The 19,482-nt window shown below is 33.5% G+C and carries 20 protein-coding genes; 5 read left to right on the forward strand and 15 right to left on the reverse strand.

What is annotated here, in order from left to right:
* Positions 1-85 precede the first annotated feature (85 nt).
* Genes BLV84_RS03990 through BLV84_RS04000 form a run of 3 tightly spaced genes read right to left on the reverse strand, consistent with a single transcriptional unit; the run spans position 86 to position 1,850 of the window.
* Positions 86-700, reverse strand: coding sequence for a deoxynucleoside kinase (locus tag BLV84_RS03990; protein WP_093239866.1), 615 nt, complete (start codon positions 698-700; stop codon positions 86-88).
* 12 nt (positions 701-712) lie between these two features.
* Entirely contained in the window at positions 713-1,495 is a 783-nt protein-coding gene (locus tag BLV84_RS03995; RefSeq protein ID WP_143521317.1) for a hypothetical protein, read from the reverse strand.
* 7 nt (positions 1,496-1,502) lie between these two features.
* Positions 1,503-1,850 carry a DUF6122 family protein gene (locus BLV84_RS04000; protein ID WP_093239876.1) on the reverse strand — a complete coding sequence of 116 codons (348 nt, stop codon included), beginning with the start codon at positions 1,848-1,850 and terminating at the stop codon, positions 1,503-1,505.
* A 69-nt stretch (positions 1,851-1,919) separates the two neighbouring features.
* On the opposite strand from BLV84_RS04000, the gene rpe reads away from it, so the two are divergent.
* The 3 genes from rpe to BLV84_RS04015 are packed head-to-tail and all read left to right on the forward strand — an operon-like array spanning position 1,920 to position 4,678.
* Positions 1,920-2,579: a ribulose-phosphate 3-epimerase gene (rpe, locus tag BLV84_RS04005; protein WP_093239881.1), complete on the forward strand. Its 660-nt coding sequence runs from the start codon at positions 1,920-1,922 to the stop codon at positions 2,577-2,579.
* A 6-nt stretch (positions 2,580-2,585) separates the two neighbouring features.
* On the forward strand, positions 2,586-3,542 hold the full coding sequence (locus tag BLV84_RS04010; RefSeq protein ID WP_093239885.1) for a YpdA family putative bacillithiol disulfide reductase: 957 nt from the start codon (positions 2,586-2,588) through the stop codon (positions 3,540-3,542).
* Between the two features lie 50 nt (positions 3,543-3,592).
* Entirely contained in the window at positions 3,593-4,678 is a 1,086-nt protein-coding gene (locus BLV84_RS04015; protein ID WP_093239890.1) for a flavin-containing monooxygenase, read from the forward strand.
* On the opposite strand, the gene BLV84_RS04020 is transcribed toward BLV84_RS04015, so the two are convergent.
* The 9 genes from BLV84_RS04020 to dnaK form a co-directional block, all read right to left on the reverse strand.
* A complete protein-coding gene (locus BLV84_RS04020) occupies positions 4,648-5,556 on the reverse strand; it encodes a Ppx/GppA phosphatase family protein (RefSeq protein ID WP_093239895.1) in 909 nt (302 codons plus the stop codon). The two genes, BLV84_RS04015 and BLV84_RS04020, sit on opposite strands and share 31 nt — an antisense overlap.
* Positions 5,557-7,617: a polyphosphate kinase 1 gene (gene ppk1, locus BLV84_RS04025; protein WP_093239900.1), complete on the reverse strand. Its 2,061-nt coding sequence runs from the start codon at positions 7,615-7,617 to the stop codon at positions 5,557-5,559. It lies immediately after the preceding gene.
* On the reverse strand, positions 7,618-8,115 hold the full coding sequence (locus BLV84_RS04030) for a SixA phosphatase family protein (protein ID WP_234953088.1): 498 nt from the start codon (positions 8,113-8,115) through the stop codon (positions 7,618-7,620).
* Positions 8,112-8,759, reverse strand: coding sequence for a pyridoxamine 5'-phosphate oxidase (gene pdxH / locus BLV84_RS04035; protein ID WP_093239905.1), 648 nt, complete (start codon positions 8,757-8,759; stop codon positions 8,112-8,114). The genes BLV84_RS04030 and pdxH overlap by 4 nt, the downstream gene beginning before the upstream one ends.
* Positions 8,760-8,822: 63 nt before the next feature.
* Positions 8,823-9,737 carry a ribonuclease Z gene (locus BLV84_RS04040; protein ID WP_093240042.1) on the reverse strand — a complete coding sequence of 305 codons (915 nt, stop codon included), beginning with the start codon at positions 9,735-9,737 and terminating at the stop codon, positions 8,823-8,825.
* A gap of 6 nt (positions 9,738-9,743) precedes the next feature.
* Positions 9,744-10,076 carry a ribonuclease Z gene (locus tag BLV84_RS04045; protein WP_093239909.1) on the reverse strand — a complete coding sequence of 111 codons (333 nt, stop codon included), beginning with the start codon at positions 10,074-10,076 and terminating at the stop codon, positions 9,744-9,746.
* Entirely contained in the window at positions 10,066-11,004 is a 939-nt protein-coding gene (locus BLV84_RS04050; RefSeq protein WP_093239913.1) for an aspartate carbamoyltransferase catalytic subunit, read from the reverse strand. The genes BLV84_RS04045 and BLV84_RS04050 overlap by 11 nt, the downstream gene beginning before the upstream one ends.
* A gap of 4 nt (positions 11,005-11,008) precedes the next feature.
* Positions 11,009-11,548, reverse strand: a complete 540-nt coding sequence (pyrR, locus tag BLV84_RS04055; protein ID WP_093239916.1) for a bifunctional pyr operon transcriptional regulator/uracil phosphoribosyltransferase PyrR — start codon at positions 11,546-11,548, stop codon at positions 11,009-11,011.
* Positions 11,549-11,701: 153 nt separating this feature from the next.
* Positions 11,702-13,612, reverse strand: a complete 1,911-nt coding sequence (dnaK, locus tag BLV84_RS04060) for a molecular chaperone DnaK (protein ID WP_093239921.1) — start codon at positions 13,610-13,612, stop codon at positions 11,702-11,704.
* Positions 13,613-13,859: 247 nt separating this feature from the next.
* On the opposite strand from dnaK, the gene BLV84_RS04065 reads away from it, so the two are divergent.
* Positions 13,860-15,299, forward strand: coding sequence for an L-serine ammonia-lyase (locus tag BLV84_RS04065; protein WP_093240046.1), 1,440 nt, complete (start codon positions 13,860-13,862; stop codon positions 15,297-15,299).
* Positions 15,300-15,377: 78 nt separating this feature from the next.
* On the opposite strand, the gene mltG is transcribed toward BLV84_RS04065, so the two are convergent.
* From mltG to dapF, 3 genes are read right to left on the reverse strand one after another with little or no spacing between them, the layout of a single operon-like run.
* Positions 15,378-16,421 carry an endolytic transglycosylase MltG gene (mltG, locus tag BLV84_RS04070; protein WP_093239925.1) on the reverse strand — a complete coding sequence of 348 codons (1,044 nt, stop codon included), beginning with the start codon at positions 16,419-16,421 and terminating at the stop codon, positions 15,378-15,380.
* Positions 16,411-16,932 carry a GNAT family N-acetyltransferase gene (locus BLV84_RS04075; protein WP_093239929.1) on the reverse strand — a complete coding sequence of 174 codons (522 nt, stop codon included), beginning with the start codon at positions 16,930-16,932 and terminating at the stop codon, positions 16,411-16,413. The genes mltG and BLV84_RS04075 overlap by 11 nt, the downstream gene beginning before the upstream one ends.
* A complete protein-coding gene (gene dapF / locus BLV84_RS04080) occupies positions 16,926-17,711 on the reverse strand; it encodes a diaminopimelate epimerase (protein ID WP_093239933.1) in 786 nt (261 codons plus the stop codon). The genes BLV84_RS04075 and dapF overlap by 7 nt, the downstream gene beginning before the upstream one ends.
* A gap of 109 nt (positions 17,712-17,820) precedes the next feature.
* Between dapF and BLV84_RS04085 the strand changes: the two genes are divergently transcribed.
* On the forward strand, positions 17,821-19,224 hold the full coding sequence (locus BLV84_RS04085; RefSeq protein ID WP_093239937.1) for a trypsin-like peptidase domain-containing protein: 1,404 nt from the start codon (positions 17,821-17,823) through the stop codon (positions 19,222-19,224).
* Positions 19,225-19,482: the final 258 nt, after the last annotated feature.

Below are 19,482 nucleotides of genomic sequence, written 5' to 3' on the forward strand. Positions count from 1 at the left end.
AACAAAAGCAACAAAAAATAACACTGCAAAAACAAGCTGACCTGTTGAAAACATAATAAAAAATTAAAGATTTAACAAAAGTTAATTAAAATAACCCGTGTAATTCACCATCAATACGGTTGATGATTTCGCCTAAGTCTTCAGGCTCATCAACAAAATTTAAACCATCAACATCAATAATAAGCAACTTCCCTTTATCATAATTACTGATCCATTCATCGTAACGTTCATTTAAACGATTGAGGTAATCGATTGAAATTGAATTTTCATAATCACGGCCACGACTTTGAATTTGCTTGACTAAATTAGGAACCGAACTTCTTAAATAAATCAACAAATCTGGTGATTCTGTCACGGATTCCATCAATTCAAATAATGAAGCATAATTCTGATAATCGCGATCAGACATATAGCCCATTTGATGAAGATTAGGCGCAAAAATAAAGGCATCTTCATAAATTGTTCTGTCTTGAATTACATCTTTTTTACCTTCTCGAATATCTAGTATTTGTCGAAAACGGCTGTTTAAGAAGAAGATTTGTAAATTGAAAGACCAACGCTTCATGTCAGCATAAAAGTTTTCCAAATATGGGTTTTCAATCACATCTTCAAACTCAGGTTCCCAATTATAATGTTTTGCTAATAAACGTGTGAGCGTCGTTTTTCCTGCTCCTATATTTCCTGCAATTGCAACATGCATATCTTCAATGATTTAGACAGTAATTTTGAAAAAATATACTTTTTTACCGTCGTAAAGATAGAGGTTTTCACCATTCAAATGAAAATCTTGAATAAGAATATCAGGAAGTTTTAGCTTTTTTTCATCTTCTGTTTTTAGATGAAGCAAAATCAAATCTTCATTAGTTTTATACAAAAGTTGTCCCTGATTAAGTTTCATCTTCACTACTGGTTTAACATTAATAGATTTTACAAAAGTTGCATAAGTTGAGTAAATATATAACTGTTTTGATCCTGTATAAACAAAATTATTATAATCACTTGCAAAAGATTGATAAGGCGTCTCAAGCGGCAAACTTTCCGATATAACTTTTAAAGAATTAATATCAATATTTAAAAGGTTTCCACTTAATGCATCAACCACCCAAAGCTGATTTTTTCTAGAGAGTGAAGCAAATTCAGCAGATATTGGATTTTCTAAACTTGAAAAATCAAGGCGTGTAATTTCATTGAGATGATTATCTAAAATAACAACTGTATTGGCATTTTTATAGAAAAGACTGATCCTGAGTGGGTTTAATAAATCAACATGCGTGATTTCTCCCAATTGAAAGTCTTGAAAACTGAGTTGCTTTTGTTTCGATTGTTTATAAAAAACACGATCCGCACTGAAATAAATTGCAGCAAAATCATCTACACCGAAAAACTTTTCAGCCTCTAACAAGAAATCTTTTTGAAATTCTAAATTCATGCTTTGTGCTGAAGCTTTAAGCATCAATAAGAAATTGATCAAAATCAAAAATACAATTTTTCGCATTGGTGTTTTAAATAGAGTTTTTCATCATTGTCATCAAGCAATCGACTTCATCAGTAATAAGATGAAATATTAAACCAAAGCTAATCAATTTCAGCCAACTTGATTTCGTTAAGAAATAGATTAAAATATAGATTAAAAAAGCATAAAGTGAATGAAAAGTATGATATCCAAAACTGCATCGATTGGCCTGAAAAATTGGAGTTGCCCATAAATGGTCGATATCAATCAACATGGTTGACAAAAAAATCAAATAAATTTTAAAAACAGAAAAGTCAGCATGCTTGAATTTTAAAGCAAAAAAATAAATCACACCAAAGTGCATTCCGTAATGAATCAGCGCTTGTAGGTAGATCATAAAACAAAAGTTAGATTAAGCAAAAGAATCAAAAGCAATGATTATTTTTGTACAAATTAATATAAAATTATGGATACCAAAATAATTGCTCCGTCTATTCTTGCTGCTGATTTTGCAAACCTTCAACGCGATGTAGAACTCGTTAACAGAAGCCAGGCTGAATGGCTTCATATCGATATTATGGATGGTGTTTTTGTACCAAATATTTCTTTTGGAATGCCTGTTTTAAAAGCGATACAAAAGCATACCAGCAAGTTTCTTGATGTTCACTTAATGATTGTTGAGCCTGAACGCTACATTGATGAATTTGCTAAACTTGGTGCAAACATGCTAACCATTCATTACGAAGCTTGCACGCATTTACATAGAAATTTGCAGGCGATTAAATTTAAAGACATGAAAGCTGGTGTGGCGATTAATCCGCATACAAATGTTGAGTTGCTTCGCGATACAATTACGGAGATTGATATGGTTTGCATTATGAGTGTTAATCCTGGATTTGGTGGTCAGCACTTTATAGAAAATACTTATGATAAAATCCGTGATCTTAAAAAGATTATTGAAGAAAAAGGCGCCTCGACAAGAATCCAAATCGACGGTGGCGTGACTGATAAAAATGCTAAAGATTTAATAACAGCAGGTGCTGATATACTTGTAGCAGGTAGTTTTGTATTCAAATCGGAAAATCCGACGCAAACTATTGCTAATTTAAATTCTTTGATAAATTAAAATATTATGACTTACGATGTATTGATTATTGGTGGAGGTCCCATCGGGATTGCTTGTGCTTTAGAAGCAAAAAAGAAAAATTTATCATACATCATTATTGAAAAAGGAACGCTCGTCAATTCGCTTTATCACTATCCTGAAAACATGACTTTCTTTTCAACTTCAGAAAAGTTGGAACTTGACAACATTCCTTTTATCAGTAAAAACCCTAAGCCGACAAAGCAAGAAGCTTTAGAATATTACAGACGAGTCGCCACTTCAAATCAAGTGAATATCAAGCTTTTTGAAAAAGTTGAAAAGGTTGAAAAAACTGATGAGCATTTTGAAATTAAAAGTGATAAAGACACTTATTATACGAAAAACATTGTTGTCGCCACAGGCTTTTATGACATCCCGAATAAACTAAACGTTGAAGGTGAAGATTTACCAAAAGTGACACATTATTATAAAGATCCGCACTATTATGCAACGCAAGATGTCGTTGTTGTTGGCGCGAGCAATTCTTCTGTTGATGCAGCTTTAGAAATTTACAGAAAAGGCGGCAATGTCACCATGATTGTAAGAGGAAAAGATATTGGTGAACGCGTTAAATATTGGGTTCGACCAGACATGATGAACAGAATTAACGAAGGAAGTATTAAAGCTTATTTTGAATCTGAAATCATAAAAGTAGAAAAAAATAAACTTCATTTTAAAGACAGTTACGGAAAAATACAGTCTATACCGAACGACTTTGTTTTAGCTTTAACGGGTTATCAACCTAACTTTTCTTTCCTTAAAAAATTAGGCGTTGAGCTCAGTGAAGATCAGTTAAGAAAGCCGATTTATAATCAGCAAACGATGCAAACAAACGTTGATGGCATTTACTTAGCAGGTGTTATTTGTGGAGGAATGGAAACACATAAATGGTTTATTGAAAATTCACGTATTCATGCAAAAGTTATCATGAATGCACTGAATTAAGTGATAAAATCTTTTTTTCGTATCTTTCAGCGATAACCATTAAATAATATATGCTGAACTTTGTGATTATTGGGGCTGCCCAAGCAGGACTTTCTATTGCTTACGAATTAAAACAACGCGGATATACATTCTTAATTTTAGATAAAGAAAAAGAGATTGGTGCGTCGTGGCTTAACCGTTGGGATTCGCTCAAGTTATTCACACCAGCTGAATTTAACAACCTAAAAGGTTTCGAGTTTCCCGCACCAAATGGAAGTTATCCAAATAAATACGAAGTTGCAGATTATTTCAAGAAGTACGTCAAGCATTTCAACTTTCCAATTCAGCTCAACACACTTGTGACCGAGGTCAAAAAAGAAAAGGATATTTTTGAAATTTCCCATTCTCAAGGGAAAACAATGGCGAGAAACTTAATTGTTGCGACTGGTCCTTTTCACATTCCTTACACACCAAGATTTGCAGAAAAAATCAGTGATGAAGTCGTGCAATTGCACAGTAATTATTATGAAAATCCTGATCAGCTTCAAGATGGGAAATCTTTAGTTGTTGGTGATGGAGATTCTGGGTTTCAGATATTAAATGAAATTTCAAAGTCAACAACAAAAACAGTTTACTTTTCAGGAAACACTTCAGTACAAACTTTACCACAAGAGTTTTTAGGAAAAACACTATGGTGGTGGTTTACAAAAACAGGATTTTTAAGCATCAGTAAGGAATCTTGGTTAGGCCAAAAAATCATCAATTCAAGACAACCCATCATTGGCACAGATGTTAAGGAAATTATTTCAAGAGAAAATGTAGAATGTGTTGGTTTTACTCAGAATGCAGATGATAATCTTATAGAAGCAGAAAAAAAAGATATAAAAAATGTCAAAAATATTATTTGGGCAACTGGTTACCGTCCAAATTTTGAATGGATCAAAGGTTTGGAGTTGGATAAAAATGCTTACCCAAAACATGAACGCGGCGTGAGTCACATGAAAGGTCTTTATTTTATAGGCTTACCATGGCTTCACACAAGAGCTTCAGCAACTTTAGGCGGCGTTAAAGAAGACGCAGAATACATCGCAAATCATATTGAAAATCACGTTAAAAAAGAAGTTCCTCAAGAATTTTCAGAAGCAGAAGTTTCTTGATGATAAAGTGATTTTATAATACCATCTGATAAACCAATTTTAGGCACAAGTATCGAGCGTGCACCAACCCATTTCATCGCAGAAAGATATATTTCAGCTGCAGGAATAATGACATCTGCTCTATCTTGATTAAGATTGAGTTGAGCTATTCTTTCTTCGTAAGTCAGTGATTTTAAAAGTTGATAATAAGACGTTAAGTATAAATATGACAAAGGTTTTCCTGCTTTCTTCCCACTTGATTTGAAAATATTATTGATATTACCTCCAGAACCAATCATCTGGATTTTATCATAAGATTTTGCCTTTTCTTTAATCCAATTTTTCGCATCATCCCAAACCTGCTCAGCAACTGTATCATTTAATAACCGGACTGTTCCTAATTTAAAAGATTTAGAGGTCACTGTTTTTCCTTTCGAAAAAAGGGTGAACTCAGTACTTCCACCACCAACATCAACATACAAATAAGTTTTGTGATCATCAATCATGCTATATAAATCTGTAGCTGCAATAATGGCGGCCTCATCTTTACCATCGATAATATTTATCGAGATACCCGTTTTATCTTTGATCTTATCAACCAGGAGTTCATTATTTTCAGCATCTCGCATGGCTGAAGTTGCACAAGCTCTATACTTTTCAATATTATGACACTTCATTAAGTTCTTAAAAGCATCCATCGCTGTCAACATTCTTTGACAATTGGTTTCAGAGATACGCCCTTCAGTAAAAACATCTTGCCCTAAACGAATAGGAACTCTAATTAAAGATGTTTTTTTAAAGTTTGTCGGTTTATTCTCAACTTCTGTAATTGTAGCAATAAGTAATCTCACTGCATTTGAGCCAATATCGATGGCTGCATATTTTTTGATAGAAAGCATCTACTCTTCTAATTTTTTTAAATAATAATTATAAATTTCAAACTGACTTCTTATGGCTTTACCGCCTTGTCTTCTGTACTCATTCAACGGACTCGCATTTGTGATATCTCTGGCTTTAACATTATCACTCCAACTGATATCAAAAGTATCCATCAATTCTGCTTTTATATCTTCATCATAAATTGGGCAGGTGACCTCAACACGATTGTCGAGATTTCTTGTCATCCAATCTGCTGAGGATATAAAAACTTTTGAGTCTCCAGCATTTTCAAAATAAAACAAACGCGTATGCTCTAAAAATTTATCAACGATACTAATGACGTGGATATTTTCACTTAAACCTTCAACTTGAGCTCTCAAGCAACAAATCCCTCTAACAATCAAATCAATTTTCACACCTGCTTGACTCGCTTCGTAAAGTTTTTCAATCATTTTATAATCTGAAAAACTATTCATTTTCAATCGAATCTTAGATTTCAAACCTGCTTTATGATTATCGATTTCTTGATCGATTAATTCTATAAATCTTTCTCTCGAATAATGTGGAGAAACAATTAAGTGCTTGTATTTTTTTATTTTGTAATTGACTTCAAAGAAATCAAAAACTTTTTTAATGTCTTTTAAAATTCCTTGATGTGAAGTGAAAAGTGTGTAATCTGTATAAACTTTAGCTGTTATCTCATTGAAATTTCCAGTACTGATAAATCCATATTTCCTCACCTTTTTATCCTCCAAACGATCAATGACACAGGTTTTTGCGTGAACTTTAAGTCCGACAACACCAAAGATTAATTTAACGCCTTCACGTTCCATTTTTTCAGCATATTTGATGTTATTAACCTCATCAAATCTGGCTTGGAGTTCAATAGATACGGTGACTTTCTTTCCATTTTTTGCGGCATTAATTAAGGAACTTGCTATATGAGAAACCTCAGCCAAACGATAAATTGTAATTTTAATCGCTTTCACTTTTGGATCTAAAGCAGCTTCTCTTAAAAACTTGACGGTGTATGAAAATGTATGATAAGGCGTAAATTGTATAAAGTCTTTATGCTTCAGTTTTGACAACAAACTCCCTTGCATATTTAAGCCTTTCACTGGAAGAGCTTCAATTTTATCATACAACAAATGCTTAGCTCCCAAATCAGGAAATGCCATATAATCTCGCCTGTTGTGATAACGACCACCAGGAATCAGGCTATCAGTGTTATCGATGCCCATTTTCTGAAGGAGAAAATCTAAAGTATCTTGTTCGATTTCTTCATCATAGACAAATCTTACTGGATCGCCGTCAATACGATCTTTGACACTATCAATAATTTTCTTAAAATAACTTTTGTTTAAATCGCGTTCCATTTCCAATGATGCGTCACGTGTGATTTTCACCATGTGCGCAGAAATAGATTGATAATCGAAAATATTAAAAATCACATCGAGATTGTATCGAATTAAATCATCGATGAGCATGATATATTTTTGATCGTTTTGAGAAGGTAGTTCTACAAAACGGCTAATATTGGTCGGGATTTCAATCAGAATATATTTATTGATGATCTCTCCTTGCACCTTCTCCTTCATTTTAACAGCTAAATAGGCTTTAGAATCTTTAAGGTGTGGCACTGTTTCTACTACATTTAACATGATTGTGACTAAGGCAGGACTTACTTTTTGAAGAAAGTAATCTTTGATAAAATCTATTTGATGATCCTCAACTTCATTTTCGTTAATGATTGAAATTTTTTGTTTTTTTAGCTCTTGTCTAATTTCACTTAATATTCTCAAACTTTCTGCTTGTCTTTCTATAACAATCTCTGTTATTTCATTTAAGAGCTTCCCTGCTTTAAATCCTCCCAAAGCTTTTTTTCCGCTTTTACCGGCTTGATTGATTCTCTTAACAGTCGCATATCTGACTTTAAAAAATTCATCAAGATTATTAGAAAAAATTCCTAAAAACCTAAGTCTTTCAATTAATGGAACACTTTTGTCGGCAGCTTCTTGTAGAACTCGAGCATTAAAATGCAACCAACTAATCTCTCGATTTATGTATTTTTTTCTTGTCATTTATCGTAAATTTTTAGGGAACAAGTAAAGCTGTGTAGTGCCTTTATCTATCTCTGACCAACTTGATTCGTTAAATTGTATTTCTACTAAACCAGTAGTTGGTACATTCTGAAAATATTCAGATCCCAATTGATTGACGACATCAGTTATTGCAGGATTATGTCCAAAAAGCATAACGTTGTTAATATTGTCTGATAAATTGGCTATGAAATCTAAGAGTATAGATGGTGAAAAAGTATACAGCTGACCATCAACTTTTAAACTTTTGATTTGATTGTCAAGATGATCAGTGACAAGTTTAGCTGTTTCATGAGCACGAACAGCAGGACTTGTAAATGCAGTAAAACTATGTATTGAACTAGCTTTATATGCATTTGAAACCAACTCTGCATCTTTATAAGCCCTTTCTTTAAGCGGCCTTTTAATATCTTCTAATTCATCATTTTTCCATGATGATTTCCCGTGTCTAATGATGACTAGGCGTTTTGTTTTCATCATGGTGCTAATCTTTCTATTTTCCAGTTAAAATCTTCTTGCAAAGTGAATAAAAACCTATCATGAAGACGATTTGGTCTACCTTGCCAAAATTCAATCGATTTAGGTTTGACTAAAAACCCTCCCCAATTATCAGGTTTTTCAACTTGTTTATTTTTGTAAATTTCTTCGAGTTCATTCAGTCTCTGCTCTAAAACTTCTCTATTTTCAACGACTTCACTTTGAGGAGAAACCAAAGCGCCTAGTTGGCTTCCTTTTGGACGAGAAGAAAAATAATTTTCTGAAACTTGCTTAGAAACCTTTTCAACATTTCCTTTTATAATCACTTGGCGTTCAAAACTAGGCCAAAAAAAAGAGAGACAAGCTTTAGGGTATTTGATTAAAGCTTTGCCTTTTTCACTATCATAATTTGTGTAAAAAACAAAACCATACTCATCATATGATTTTAAGAGAACAATTCTGCTCTTAGGATAACCATCTTCACTTAAGCTAGAAATTGTCATTGCATTGGCCTCATCAATGCTTTCGGAGTCATCAACTTCATGAAACCAAGTCCTGAATTGCTGCATCGGATTTTCATCCAATTGTTCACGTGTCAATTCAGATCTGCTATATGTTTTTCTGTAATTGTTTAAATTACTTTGCATTTTAATTCGTTTGCAATAAAAGTACACATTGCAAATGAAATTGCCATATAATGACTTTAAAAATTATGCTAAATGGTAGGTAAATTTCTTCCCTGAAGAAGCCAATTTAACAGAATCAAAAACAGTTTCTGATTCTTTTTTAAAATCTTCTGTATCACGATATCTTGCAGAAAAATGACCTAAAATAAGTTCGCCAACTTTTGCTTTTTGAGCAATGATTCCAGCTTGTCTAGCTGTTGAATGCATGGTTTTATAGGCTAAGTCTTCATGCTGCTCAAGGAAAGTCGCCTCATGATACAAAACGTCAACACCCTGTATTTGTTCAACAATATCTGGTTTAAATGCTGTATCACTACAAAAAGCATAACTCAAAGTTTTTTTTGGAGGTAAAGTCAGTTCTTCATTTTTGATAACTTCCCCTGAAGCTAATTCAACATCTTTACCTTTAACGATACTTTTGTAATAAGCTTTATCAATGGAAAGCTCTTGCAAAACATCTAATAACAACTGTCGATCTCCAGGTTTTTCTTTAAATAAAAATCCATTGGTATAAATTCGATGTTGGAGTGGAATGGTTTCAACACAAACTTTCTCTGTTTCTAAAATTTTCTTAGGTTCTTCAGATTCTAATTCATGAAAAATTAATTGATAAGATAGATGCGTTTTGGTTAAAGCCAATTGATGTTTAATGAAGTTCTCAATCCCTTTAGGTCCATAAATGTTCAAATTAGGTTGACGATTAAGCAGACCAAATGTGGATATTAAACCGATTAAGCCAAAACAATGATCACCATGAAGATGAGAAATGAAGATATGTTTTATTCTAGAAAATCGAATTCTATTTCGGCGCAATTGCACTTGTGTGCCTTCTCCACAATCAATCAAAAAAACTTCACCGTTAACTTCTAAAACTTGAGAAGTTGGATTTAAAGAAGCTTTGGGTGTTGCCGAATGACAGCCTAAAATACAAAGTTCCATCATGTATTAAAAACCTAAATCACGTTCAATATCTTCCATCTCAATAATATCGTAAGCCTCTTGAACCGTTGGTGCAACTGCAAGTTCTTCAGGAACTTTATCAATATCAACAGAATCTGTCAACATCACAAAAGATTTTTTAGACATTTTGTGTTGTGTTGATATTTCAATAAAAGGAATTAAATCTAAAGCTTCATTGATTTTTATTTTTGACAAATCAACAATAATATGTTTGTCCTTTAGCTCCTCATAATCAGCTTTAAGGTTTTCAACAGCTTGCTTAACCTCACTTTTTTTTAATGAAACAATATATGCGTTTTCTTCTTTTTTAATTTTCATAAGATTTGATTTTTGAAGCTAATAAATACAATACAGCCATGCGGATGGCAACTCCATTTTCAACTTGGTTCAAGATGATTGAATGATCAGAATCAGCAACATCACTTGACATTTCAACACCACGATTTATCGGCCCTGGGTGCATAATTGTAATTTCTTTAGACAAACTATCAAGTAAACTTTTATCTAAACCATATTGCTGCACATATTCTCTAATATTAGGAAAATAAGGCATGTCCATTCGTTCATTTTGAACGCGCAACATATTTGCAATATCGCACCATTCTAATGCTTTACGTAAATTTGGTTCAACTTTAACACCCAAGCTTTCTATATGCTTTGGAATTAAAGAAAGTGGGCCACAAACCTTCACTTGAGCGCCAAGCTTTTGTAAGGCAAAAATATTGCTTAAAGCAACTCTTGAGTGTGAAATATCGCCGACAATAACAACTTTTTTACCAGCTAAATCACCATGTTTTTCTCGGGCTGAGTATGTATCCAAAAGTCCTTGTGTTGGATGCTCATGCGTTCCGTCACCAGCATTAATAACAGCTGCATTTATTTTTCGAGACAAGAAAACGCCAGCACCAGGTTGTGGGTGTCGCATTACTAACATATCAACCTTCATCGATAAAATATTATTGACTGTATCAACGAGGGTTTCTCCTTTATTAACTGAAGATGAAGCCGCTGAGAAATTGACAACATCAGCGCTTAATCGCTTTTCGGCCAGTTCAAAGGATAAACGTGTTCGTGTACTGTTTTCAAAAAATAAATTAGCGATTGTGATATCTCTTAAAGAAGGAACCTTTTTAATAGGTCGGTTAATCACTTCTTTGAATTGATCAGCAGTTTTGAAAATGAGCTGAATATCTTCTTCAGTAATATATTTAATCCCTAATAAATGATTTACACTTAGCTCGCTCATATCTTTAATTCTTTACTAAATAAACAGCATCTTCATCATGAATTTCTTTCCAATGGACTTTCACTTTCTCGTCATCAATCGCATCAACTTTTCGACCTTTATAAGTCGCTTGTATTGGTAAATGTCGGCTAAATCTTCTATCGATTAAAGTTAAAAGCTCTATTGATTTTGGTCTTCCGTAAGATTGAATTGCCGTTAAAGCTGCTCGAATGCTTCTTCCTGTGTAAAGAACATCATCAATAAAAACAACATTTTTATTCTCAACGATAAAATCAATTTCTGTTGTATTTGCAGTTAAGGTTTTATCACTTCTTCTAAAGTCATCACGATAAAAAGTCAGATCAAGTTTACCAACTTCCAAAAAGTCAATTTCTGTCTCCAATTTGAGAATTTCTGCTAATCGATGCGTCAATTGTATACCTCTAGGTTGAAGTCCAATCAAACAAGTTTCTTTAAAATCTTTATGATTTTCGATAAGCTGACAAGCTAAACGATTTAAAATAATATCGATTTCTTTGGCGTGAAGCAATACTTTTTGGCTCATCAATCTTCGGTATAATAATTCTTAAAAACAAAAGTAATTAAAATATTGTTTTAGAGCGATAAGTTTGAATTGAAAGCAAAAACATCTTGAAATGAAAAGAGGCACAACAAATAAATGCTGCACCTCTTTACTTTATTTATAAAGCGAAATAAGTTACTTCACTTCTTCAAAGTCGACATCTTCGACGTCGTCTCCTTCTTTACTTGCACTTCCTTCACCCTGAGCTCCAGTTGCACCTTGTTGAGCGCCACCTTGAGCATCAGCTTGAGCTTTATACATCTCTTCAGAAACTTTAGTCCACTCTTCATTAAGTTTTTCTAAAGCTGGCGTAATTTGATCAAGCTCTTTTGTTTCATGCGCTTTTTTCAATTCTTCTAAAGCATCTTCAACTGGCTTTTTCTTATCATCAGAAAGCTTATCACCAAACTCTTTTAATTGACTTTCAGTTTGGAAGATCATAGCATCAGCTTCATTAAGTTTGTCAACTTTTTCTTTAGCTTTTGCATCTGCTTCAGCATTTGCTTCAGCATCTTGCTTCATTTTAGCGATTTCATCTTCAGTTAATCCTGAAGAAGCTTCAATTCTAATATCCTGAGATTTACCTGTTGCTTTATCAGTTGCACTCACTTTGATAATTCCGTTTGCATCAATATCAAAAGTCACCTCAATTTGCGGTGTTCCTCTTTTTGCTGGCGGAATACCATCTAAGTGAAAACGACCGATTGTTTTGTTATCAGCAGCCATTGATCTTTCACCTTGTAAAACGTGAATTTCAACACTTGGCTGATTATCTTGAGCAGTTGAGAAAACCTGAGATTTTTTTGAAGGAATTGTTGTGTTCGCTTCAATTAATTTTGTGTTTACACCACCCATTGTTTCAATACCTAATGATAATGGTGTCACATCAAGAAGTAAAACATCTTTCACATCACCTGTTAAAACACCACCTTGAATTGCAGCACCAATCGCTACAACCTCATCTGGGTTAACTCCTTTTGAAGGCGCTTTACCAAAGAAATCTTCAACAGCTTTCTGAACTGCAGGAATTCTTGTAGAACCACCGACTAAAATGACTTCATCGATATCGCTAGTTGATAAACCAGCATCTTTTAAAGTTTTCTCACAAGGAACAATTGTTCTCTTCACTAAATCAGCAATTAATTGCTCAAACTTTGCTCTTGATAAAGTTCTTACCAAGTGCTTTGGTCCTGAAGACGTTGCAGTCACGTATGGTAAATTAATTTCTGTTGAGCTTGAAGAAGATAATTCAATCTTAGCTTTTTCAGCAGCTTCTTTTAAGCGCTGAAGTGCCATTGCATCTTTTCTTAAATCGATATCTTCATCTTTAATAAACTCCTCAGCTAACCAATCAATAACAGTTTCATCAACATCATCACCACCAAGGTGTGTGTCACCATCAGTTGCAAGTACTTCAAAAACACCATCACCTAACTCAAGTAAAGAAACATCATGCGTTCCTCCACCAAAGTCAAAAACTGCAATTTTTTGATCAGAATCTTTTTTATCAAGACCGTAAGCTAATGATGCAGCTGTTGGTTCGTTAATAATACGACTCACTTTAAGACCTGCAATTTCACCTGCTTCTTTAGTTGCCTGACGCTGAGAATCATTAAAATATGCTGGAACAGTAATCACCGCTTCAGTCACATCTTGACCTAAATAATCTTCAGCTGTTTTTTTCATTTTCTGCAATACCATAGCAGAAAGTTCCTGTGGTGTATACTGACGACCGTCGATATCTACACGAGCAGTGTCGTTTTCACCTTTAACTACTTTGTAAGGAACACGCCCAACTTCTCTTTCAGATTCAGAGAATTTGTTTCCCATAAATCTTTTAATAGAAGAAATCGTTTTTGTTGGGTTAGTCACTGCTTGTCTTTTAGCAGGATCACCAACTTTAATTTCACCATCCTCTACAAATGCGATAACTGAAGGTGTTGTTCTTTTTCCTTCAGCATTAGGAATCACCGTTGGCTCGTTTCCTTCCATTACAGAAACACAAGAGTTCGTTGTTCCTAAATCTATTCCTATAATCTTACTCATAATAATTTATTTTCGTTGTTCTTATCATTCAAATTCGGTTTCATAATTTCAATCTTTGTGCCATGAAAAATAATATGACAGCATGACAGACAAACTGACAAAAAGATAACTCTATTATTTTAAACAACTTAAATTTGAATTGAAATAAACTCTGAGAATTTAGCAAAACTCGGTATTAACAAGCTTTAGTTTAATAAATCATAAAAAAAGCTGATATTTGTCAGGAATCAAATTGAAAAAATCTGAAATGAAAAAAATTGAATGTATCAGTGTTTTTGATATGCTTAAAATAGGTGTTGGTCCTTCAAGTTCGCACACTTTAGGGCCTTGGCGTGCTTCTCAACGCTGGATAGAGGAGCTTAAAGATGCTAACATCCTTCACAAAGTTAAAAACATAAGCGTACATTTACATGGGTCATTATCCTTAACAGGAATTGGACATGCGACAGATATTGCAACCGTTTTAGGATTGTGTGGACACGATCCCGTGACGATGGATACATCCATCATCAATTCTGAAATAGATAAAATTAAATCCTCAAAAAAATTAGATCTTGACAAAAGTAACCTGATTGATTTTGATTTTAAAAAAGATATAGAGTTCCATCATGATTTTCTTGAATTCCACCCCAATGGAATGACATACGTTGCACATTTGGAAAATGGTGATAAAACTGAAAGCAGCTTCTTCTCTATTGGTGGAGGTTTCGTTGTTAAAGAAGAAAGAGAAAACGCGAAGCAAAAAATTGAAGAATTTAAAAGTTTTCCTTTTTCAATTGAGAAAGCAACTGATTTAGAAAAATTCTGCAAAGAAGAAAACAAAACAATTGCAGAAATCGTCATGGAAAACGAACGCTCGCTAAGAAGCGATGAAGAAATACACAATGAGCTCAAGAAAATATGGGAAACCATGCTCGAGTCAATGTACATTGGCAGCCATACAGAAGGTGAGCTCCCTGGCGGATTACGCGTCACAAGACGTGCAGCTAAAATGAATAAAAAACTACTAGAGGAACTGCACAATACTTATGATTCGCCTCAAGAATGGATGGAAACCATCAGAAAAAAAGAAGTCAGATTCAGACAAATTCTACAATGGGTGAGCTGTTTTGCTATTTCGGTTAATGAAGTCAATGCCTCATTAGGTCGTGTTGTTACTGCGCCTACCAATGGAAGCTCTGGAACTTTACCCGCAGTAATGATGTATTATATGACGATTGAAAACCATAAAGCTGATTTTGAAGATATGAAACGCTTTATGCTAGTTGCTGGTGAAATTGGAAGTTTATTTAAAAAAGGAGCAACTATTTCAGCAGCAATGGGCGGTTGCCAAGCAGAAATTGGCGTTTCCTCAGCAATGGCAGCAGGCGCATTGACTGATTTGATGGGTGGCTCAACTGAACAAGCTCTGATGGCTAGTGAAATTGCGATGGAACATCACTTAGGTTTAACCTGTGATCCTATCGCTGGTCTTGTGCAAGTGCCTTGTATAGAAAGAAACTCAATGGGTGCAATTAAAGCGATCAATGCTGCGGAAATCGCGATGGAATCCGATGCTTCTAAAGCAAAAGTTCCGCTTGATAAAGTCATTAATACAATGTGGGAAACCGCTCAAGATATGAATACAAAATACAAAGAGACTTCTGAAGGTGGCTTGGCCGTTAATGTTGGCCTCAGCGATTGCTAAAAGCTTAATTTTACACATAATTAAAAAAGGTTTTGTATTTCTACAAAACCTTTTTTAATGCTTTTATTTTTGATCAGTTTATCTATAAATTTTATTTTCATTGACCCAGCGTCTATACTTATTTGCATAAATATTATGCTGTCTTAATGTTTTAGCGAATTTATGATAACCGAAATTTTCAACATCTGCGACAAAATATAAATAATCATGCTTTTCATAATTTAAGACTGCATCTATAGATGAAATATCAGGCATTGCAATTGGCGCTGGTGGGACACCCATATTCAAATATGTATTAAATGGAGAAACAATTAATTTATCTTTATTTAAAACACGCTTGATAATTGTATCAGGTCTATTGAGTTGTTTTTTAAGCGCATAAATCAAAGTCGGATCGGCTTGTAATTTCATGCCGCGTTTTAATCGATTGATGTAAACACCTGAAACTCTTGATCTTTCATCAACTTTCGCTGTCTCCTTCTGAACAATTGCAGCTAAACTTGAAACATCAATTCTGGAAAGATTGAGAGCTTTTCTCTTCTTTTCTCGCGAAGCCGTCCAAAAAGATTCATATTGATTGACTAATCTTTTTCTCACTAATTCTGGAGAACTATCCCAGTAAAATTCATAAGTATTTGGAATATACAAAGACAAAGATTGTTGTTCTGTCATTTCTCTTTTAGCTAAAAACAATGAATCAGTGAGGACAGCATAAATCTCTTCTTGAGTTGGATCGAGTTGTTCTGATAAGCGTTCGGATAGCTCTTTTAAGCTATTTTGATTATTAAAATTAATATCGACTGGTACATTTGTACTTCTTAAAGTATTGATGACTTCATTGTTATTCATCCCTTTTTTCAAAATAAAATGACCTGATTTTACATTCTGATGATAAGCCTTTTTTTCAGCCACCTGAACAAAAGCATCTGCATCTTTTAAATAAGGAGACAAACTATCAACAACAGCTGAAAAATCTGATTTTTTTGAAATATATACAGAATGTTCTTCAGTATCAAAACTCGTATTTGGAGAAAAGATAAGTTGATAAATAGTGAAACTAAAATAGCCCAAAACAACAAGTCCGATTAAGGCTATGGCAAGCAAGATTTTTCTAATGTACATTTCTTATATTTTGATAAACTAAAACTGAAGTGTAAACGCCGTTTTCATAATGCCAATCTTTTAATTCGCCAACTTTTTGAAAATTTAAATTTTCAAAAAGAGACACGCTTTTCTGATTTTCAAGATGAATATAAACGTAAATTTGATGCAAATCTAAACGATTATAAGCAAAGTTAAGCATCATTTTTAAAGCAGATTTACCGAGACCTAAAGATTGATAATCTTCATGAATAATAATTCCTAAACCAGCGCGTTTGTGTTTCGGGTTAAAATCGTATAAATCAATAAATCCAATTGGTGTATGATCAGATAAACTCACAACCAAGCGCAATTGTTTTGCTTCATAAATATCTAAATGCGCATTAGAAATATAGTCTTTTAAAAGCTTTTTTGAATATGGTTGAAGCGTATCACTTAGATACCAAAACTTCTGTAAATTCTCAATTTCAAATAAAAAATCGAGATCTTCAGGCTCTAAAGCTCTTAGATGTATAGCTGTATTTTCTAACATTCAATTTCTCCTTTAAAAACAAATTCAGCTGGACCTTTTAACCAAATATCTTCAAAAGTTTGAGTGTTTTTCATATTAAAATCAACACTTAAATCTCCGCCTACTGCTTTAACTTCTATTGGTTTTCTAAGGTTCTCATAATTAATAAAACTAGCAATTGCAGTAGCAGTAACACCTGTTCCGCAAGCTAAAGTTTCATCTTCAACGCCACGCTCATAAGTTCTGATAAGAAGTTGATTGCCTTTTTTTTGGATAAAATTGACATTGGTTCCGTTCTGAGATTCGTAAGCTGAGGAATAACGAATGTCAGCTCCTTTCTTTTTGATATCAATTTCAGAAATATCATCAACAAAAACAATGTGATGCGGTGAACCTGTATTTAAATAGAAGAAGTCTTCTGTTTGCTTAATTTCACCTACATCAGACATTTTTAACAGAACTAAATCTTTTTCAAAATAAGCTTCATGCAAACCATCAATTGCTTCAAAAACACAAGATTCTTTTATTAAACCAAGTTTTTTCGCAAAAGCAACAATACAACGTCCTCCGTTTCCGCACATCGTACTTTCATAACCATCTGCATTGTAATATTTCATCTTGAAATCAACTTGACTTTGCTCTGAATTTTCGAGAAGAATCAGTCCATCTGCGCCAATTCCAAAACGTCTATCGCATAAAAACTGAACTGATTTGCTATCGAATTCATATACTGATTCACGATTGTTAATCATGATAAAATCATTGCCCGCGCCTTGATATTTATTAAAGTTTAGTTTCATATTCTGCAAAGATAAGAATAAATGCCTATTATCTATGTGGTTAAAAACGCGTTAAAAAGGGAATAACTAAAGAGGAATAGTCAATAAATTAGCAAAAAAAAGAAAGAAAATGAAAGATACTTTTAAATTAGCTTTAGTCGCAATTATTGCAAGTGGTTTGAGTATAGGTTCATACCATTTTATCTATAATGATTCCTCTGAAAACGAAGAAAAACCAACATTTGACTGGTCTTCAGAAAGCATTCCATTGGTTCAAACTTCATCAAACACTTATAATGCATCACCAGATAATTTTACTGCAGCCGCAGAAAACACTGTTGATGCAGTAGTTCACGTTAAAAACATGACACTTATGCGAACTGCTTCAAGTTATTTTGAGTATAAATTTGGTGGCGGCGAAACCAAAAAAGTATTACGTGGTGCAGGCTCTGGGGTCATTGTGAGTCCTGATGGTTACATCGTCACAAACAATCATGTGATTGAAGGCGCTAATGAAGTTCAGGTGACTTTAAATGACAATGAAACTTTTACAGCCGAGATTATCGGAACTGCACCTGAATCAGACATTGCTTTATTAAAAATTGAACGAGATGGTCTTAAATATTTACAGTTTGGTGATTCTAATTCAATTAGAGTTGGCGAATGGGTTTTGGCTGTCGGTAATCCATTTAATTTAACCTCAACAGTAACAGCTGGTATTATCAGTGCTAAAGCGAGAGATTTGAATAATAATGATAATCAATTTCAATCTTTCATTCAAACTGATGCTGCCGTTAATCCAGGGAACTCTGGTGGTGCCTTAGTGAACACCAAAGGAGAATTGATCGGGATTAACACGGCTATTACTTCTCAAACAGGTTCATTTATCGGGTATTCTTTTGCAGTTCCTAGTAATAATGCCAAAAAAATTATTGAAGATTTAATTGAATATGGTAGTGTAAGAAAAGCAGTTTTAGGTGTGAGGGGAACTGATATTAACGAACAAAATTATAAGCAGTTAGAAACTGAAATTTCACAAGGTTTCCTTATTGGAGATGTATCTAAAAACAGCGGTGCTGAAAAAGCTGGATTGCAAAAAGATGATATCATTACAAAAATAGACAATATCAGAATCCGTCGTTTTTCAGATATGGCTGGTTATTTAAATTCTAGAAATCCAGGTGATCAAGTAAATGTGACTTACTTGAGAAGTGGCAAAACCAAAGAAACAACAATTCAGTTGGATATACTTTCAACTTATTTAATAAAATCTATTGGTATTGAGGTTCAAAATATTGAAAAGAAGGATCTAAAGAAATTTGGAAACGCAAAAAATGGGGTTGGTATAAGTGAAATTTTTGATAAACGTTTAGAAAATTCGTTTATATCTGAATCCATTATTACGAAAATTAATAAAGAAGAGGTCAACTCTATTGAAGATGTCAGAAAAATTATTAATCAAAGTAAAAGTCAAACTTTACTCATCACTTTTATGACAAAAGATGGTGAAGAAAGTACTTATGTTTTTAGGTAATTGATATTTTTATTGGAATATAAAAAATATGCTTATCTTTAACGTTACCAACGCATGTTGATAGTATGATAAAATCTTTTGGTTCTAAAGAAACTAAAAAAATTTGGGAAGGTAAAAGAGTTAAAAAGTTGCCTACGGAAATTCAAAACGTTGCGCGTAGAAATGACCCGTCCTGAATAAAGGCTACATAATTTTAAACATTATGTACAAAAATGACAAAGTAATTAGACGTTATTCAGAACCTTTCAAATTGAAAAT

The organism is Psychroflexus halocasei (assembly GCF_900107595.1).
Taxonomy (GTDB): domain Bacteria; phylum Bacteroidota; class Bacteroidia; order Flavobacteriales; family Flavobacteriaceae; genus Psychroflexus; species Psychroflexus halocasei.

Bases quoted from the DNA above. Each gene is read 5' to 3' on its own strand.
- dnaK (WP_093239921.1), bottom strand. From the start codon at position 13,612: ATGAGTAAGATTATAGGAATAGATTTAGGAACAACGAACTCTTGTGTT.
- mltG (WP_093239925.1), bottom strand. From the start codon at position 16,421: ATGTACATTAGAAAAATCTTGCTTGCCATAGCCTTAATCGGACTTGTT.
- ppk1 (WP_093239900.1), bottom strand. From the start codon at position 7,617: ATGACAAGAAAAAAATACATAAATCGAGAGATTAGTTGGTTGCATTTT.
- BLV84_RS04040 (WP_093240042.1), bottom strand. From the start codon at position 9,737: ATGGAACTTTGTATTTTAGGCTGTCATTCGGCAACACCCAAAGCTTCT.
- BLV84_RS03990 (WP_093239866.1), bottom strand. From the start codon at position 700: ATGCATGTTGCAATTGCAGGAAATATAGGAGCAGGAAAAACGACGCTC.
- BLV84_RS04030 (WP_234953088.1), bottom strand. From the start codon at position 8,115: ATGATGAAAACAAAACGCCTAGTCATCATTAGACACGGGAAATCATCA.
- BLV84_RS04075 (WP_093239929.1), bottom strand. From the start codon at position 16,932: ATGTTAGAAAATACAGCTATACATCTAAGAGCTTTAGAGCCTGAAGAT.
- BLV84_RS04065 (WP_093240046.1), top strand. From the start codon at position 13,860: ATGAAAAAAATTGAATGTATCAGTGTTTTTGATATGCTTAAAATAGGT.
- dapF (WP_093239933.1), bottom strand. From the start codon at position 17,711: ATGAAACTAAACTTTAATAAATATCAAGGCGCGGGCAATGATTTTATC.
- rpe (WP_093239881.1), top strand. From the start codon at position 1,920: ATGGATACCAAAATAATTGCTCCGTCTATTCTTGCTGCTGATTTTGCA.
- BLV84_RS04045 (WP_093239909.1), bottom strand. From the start codon at position 10,076: ATGAAAATTAAAAAAGAAGAAAACGCATATATTGTTTCATTAAAAAAA.
- BLV84_RS03995 (WP_143521317.1), bottom strand. From the start codon at position 1,495: ATGCGAAAAATTGTATTTTTGATTTTGATCAATTTCTTATTGATGCTT.
- BLV84_RS04010 (WP_093239885.1), top strand. From the start codon at position 2,586: ATGACTTACGATGTATTGATTATTGGTGGAGGTCCCATCGGGATTGCT.
- BLV84_RS04020 (WP_093239895.1), bottom strand. From the start codon at position 5,556: ATGCTTTCTATCAAAAAATATGCAGCCATCGATATTGGCTCAAATGCA.
- BLV84_RS04050 (WP_093239913.1), bottom strand. From the start codon at position 11,004: ATGAGCGAGCTAAGTGTAAATCATTTATTAGGGATTAAATATATTACT.
- BLV84_RS04085 (WP_093239937.1), top strand. From the start codon at position 17,821: ATGAAAGATACTTTTAAATTAGCTTTAGTCGCAATTATTGCAAGTGGT.
- pyrR (WP_093239916.1), bottom strand. From the start codon at position 11,548: ATGAGCCAAAAAGTATTGCTTCACGCCAAAGAAATCGATATTATTTTA.
- pdxH (WP_093239905.1), bottom strand. From the start codon at position 8,759: ATGCAAAGTAATTTAAACAATTACAGAAAAACATATAGCAGATCTGAA.
- BLV84_RS04015 (WP_093239890.1), top strand. From the start codon at position 3,593: ATGCTGAACTTTGTGATTATTGGGGCTGCCCAAGCAGGACTTTCTATT.
- BLV84_RS04000 (WP_093239876.1), bottom strand. From the start codon at position 1,850: ATGATCTACCTACAAGCGCTGATTCATTACGGAATGCACTTTGGTGTG.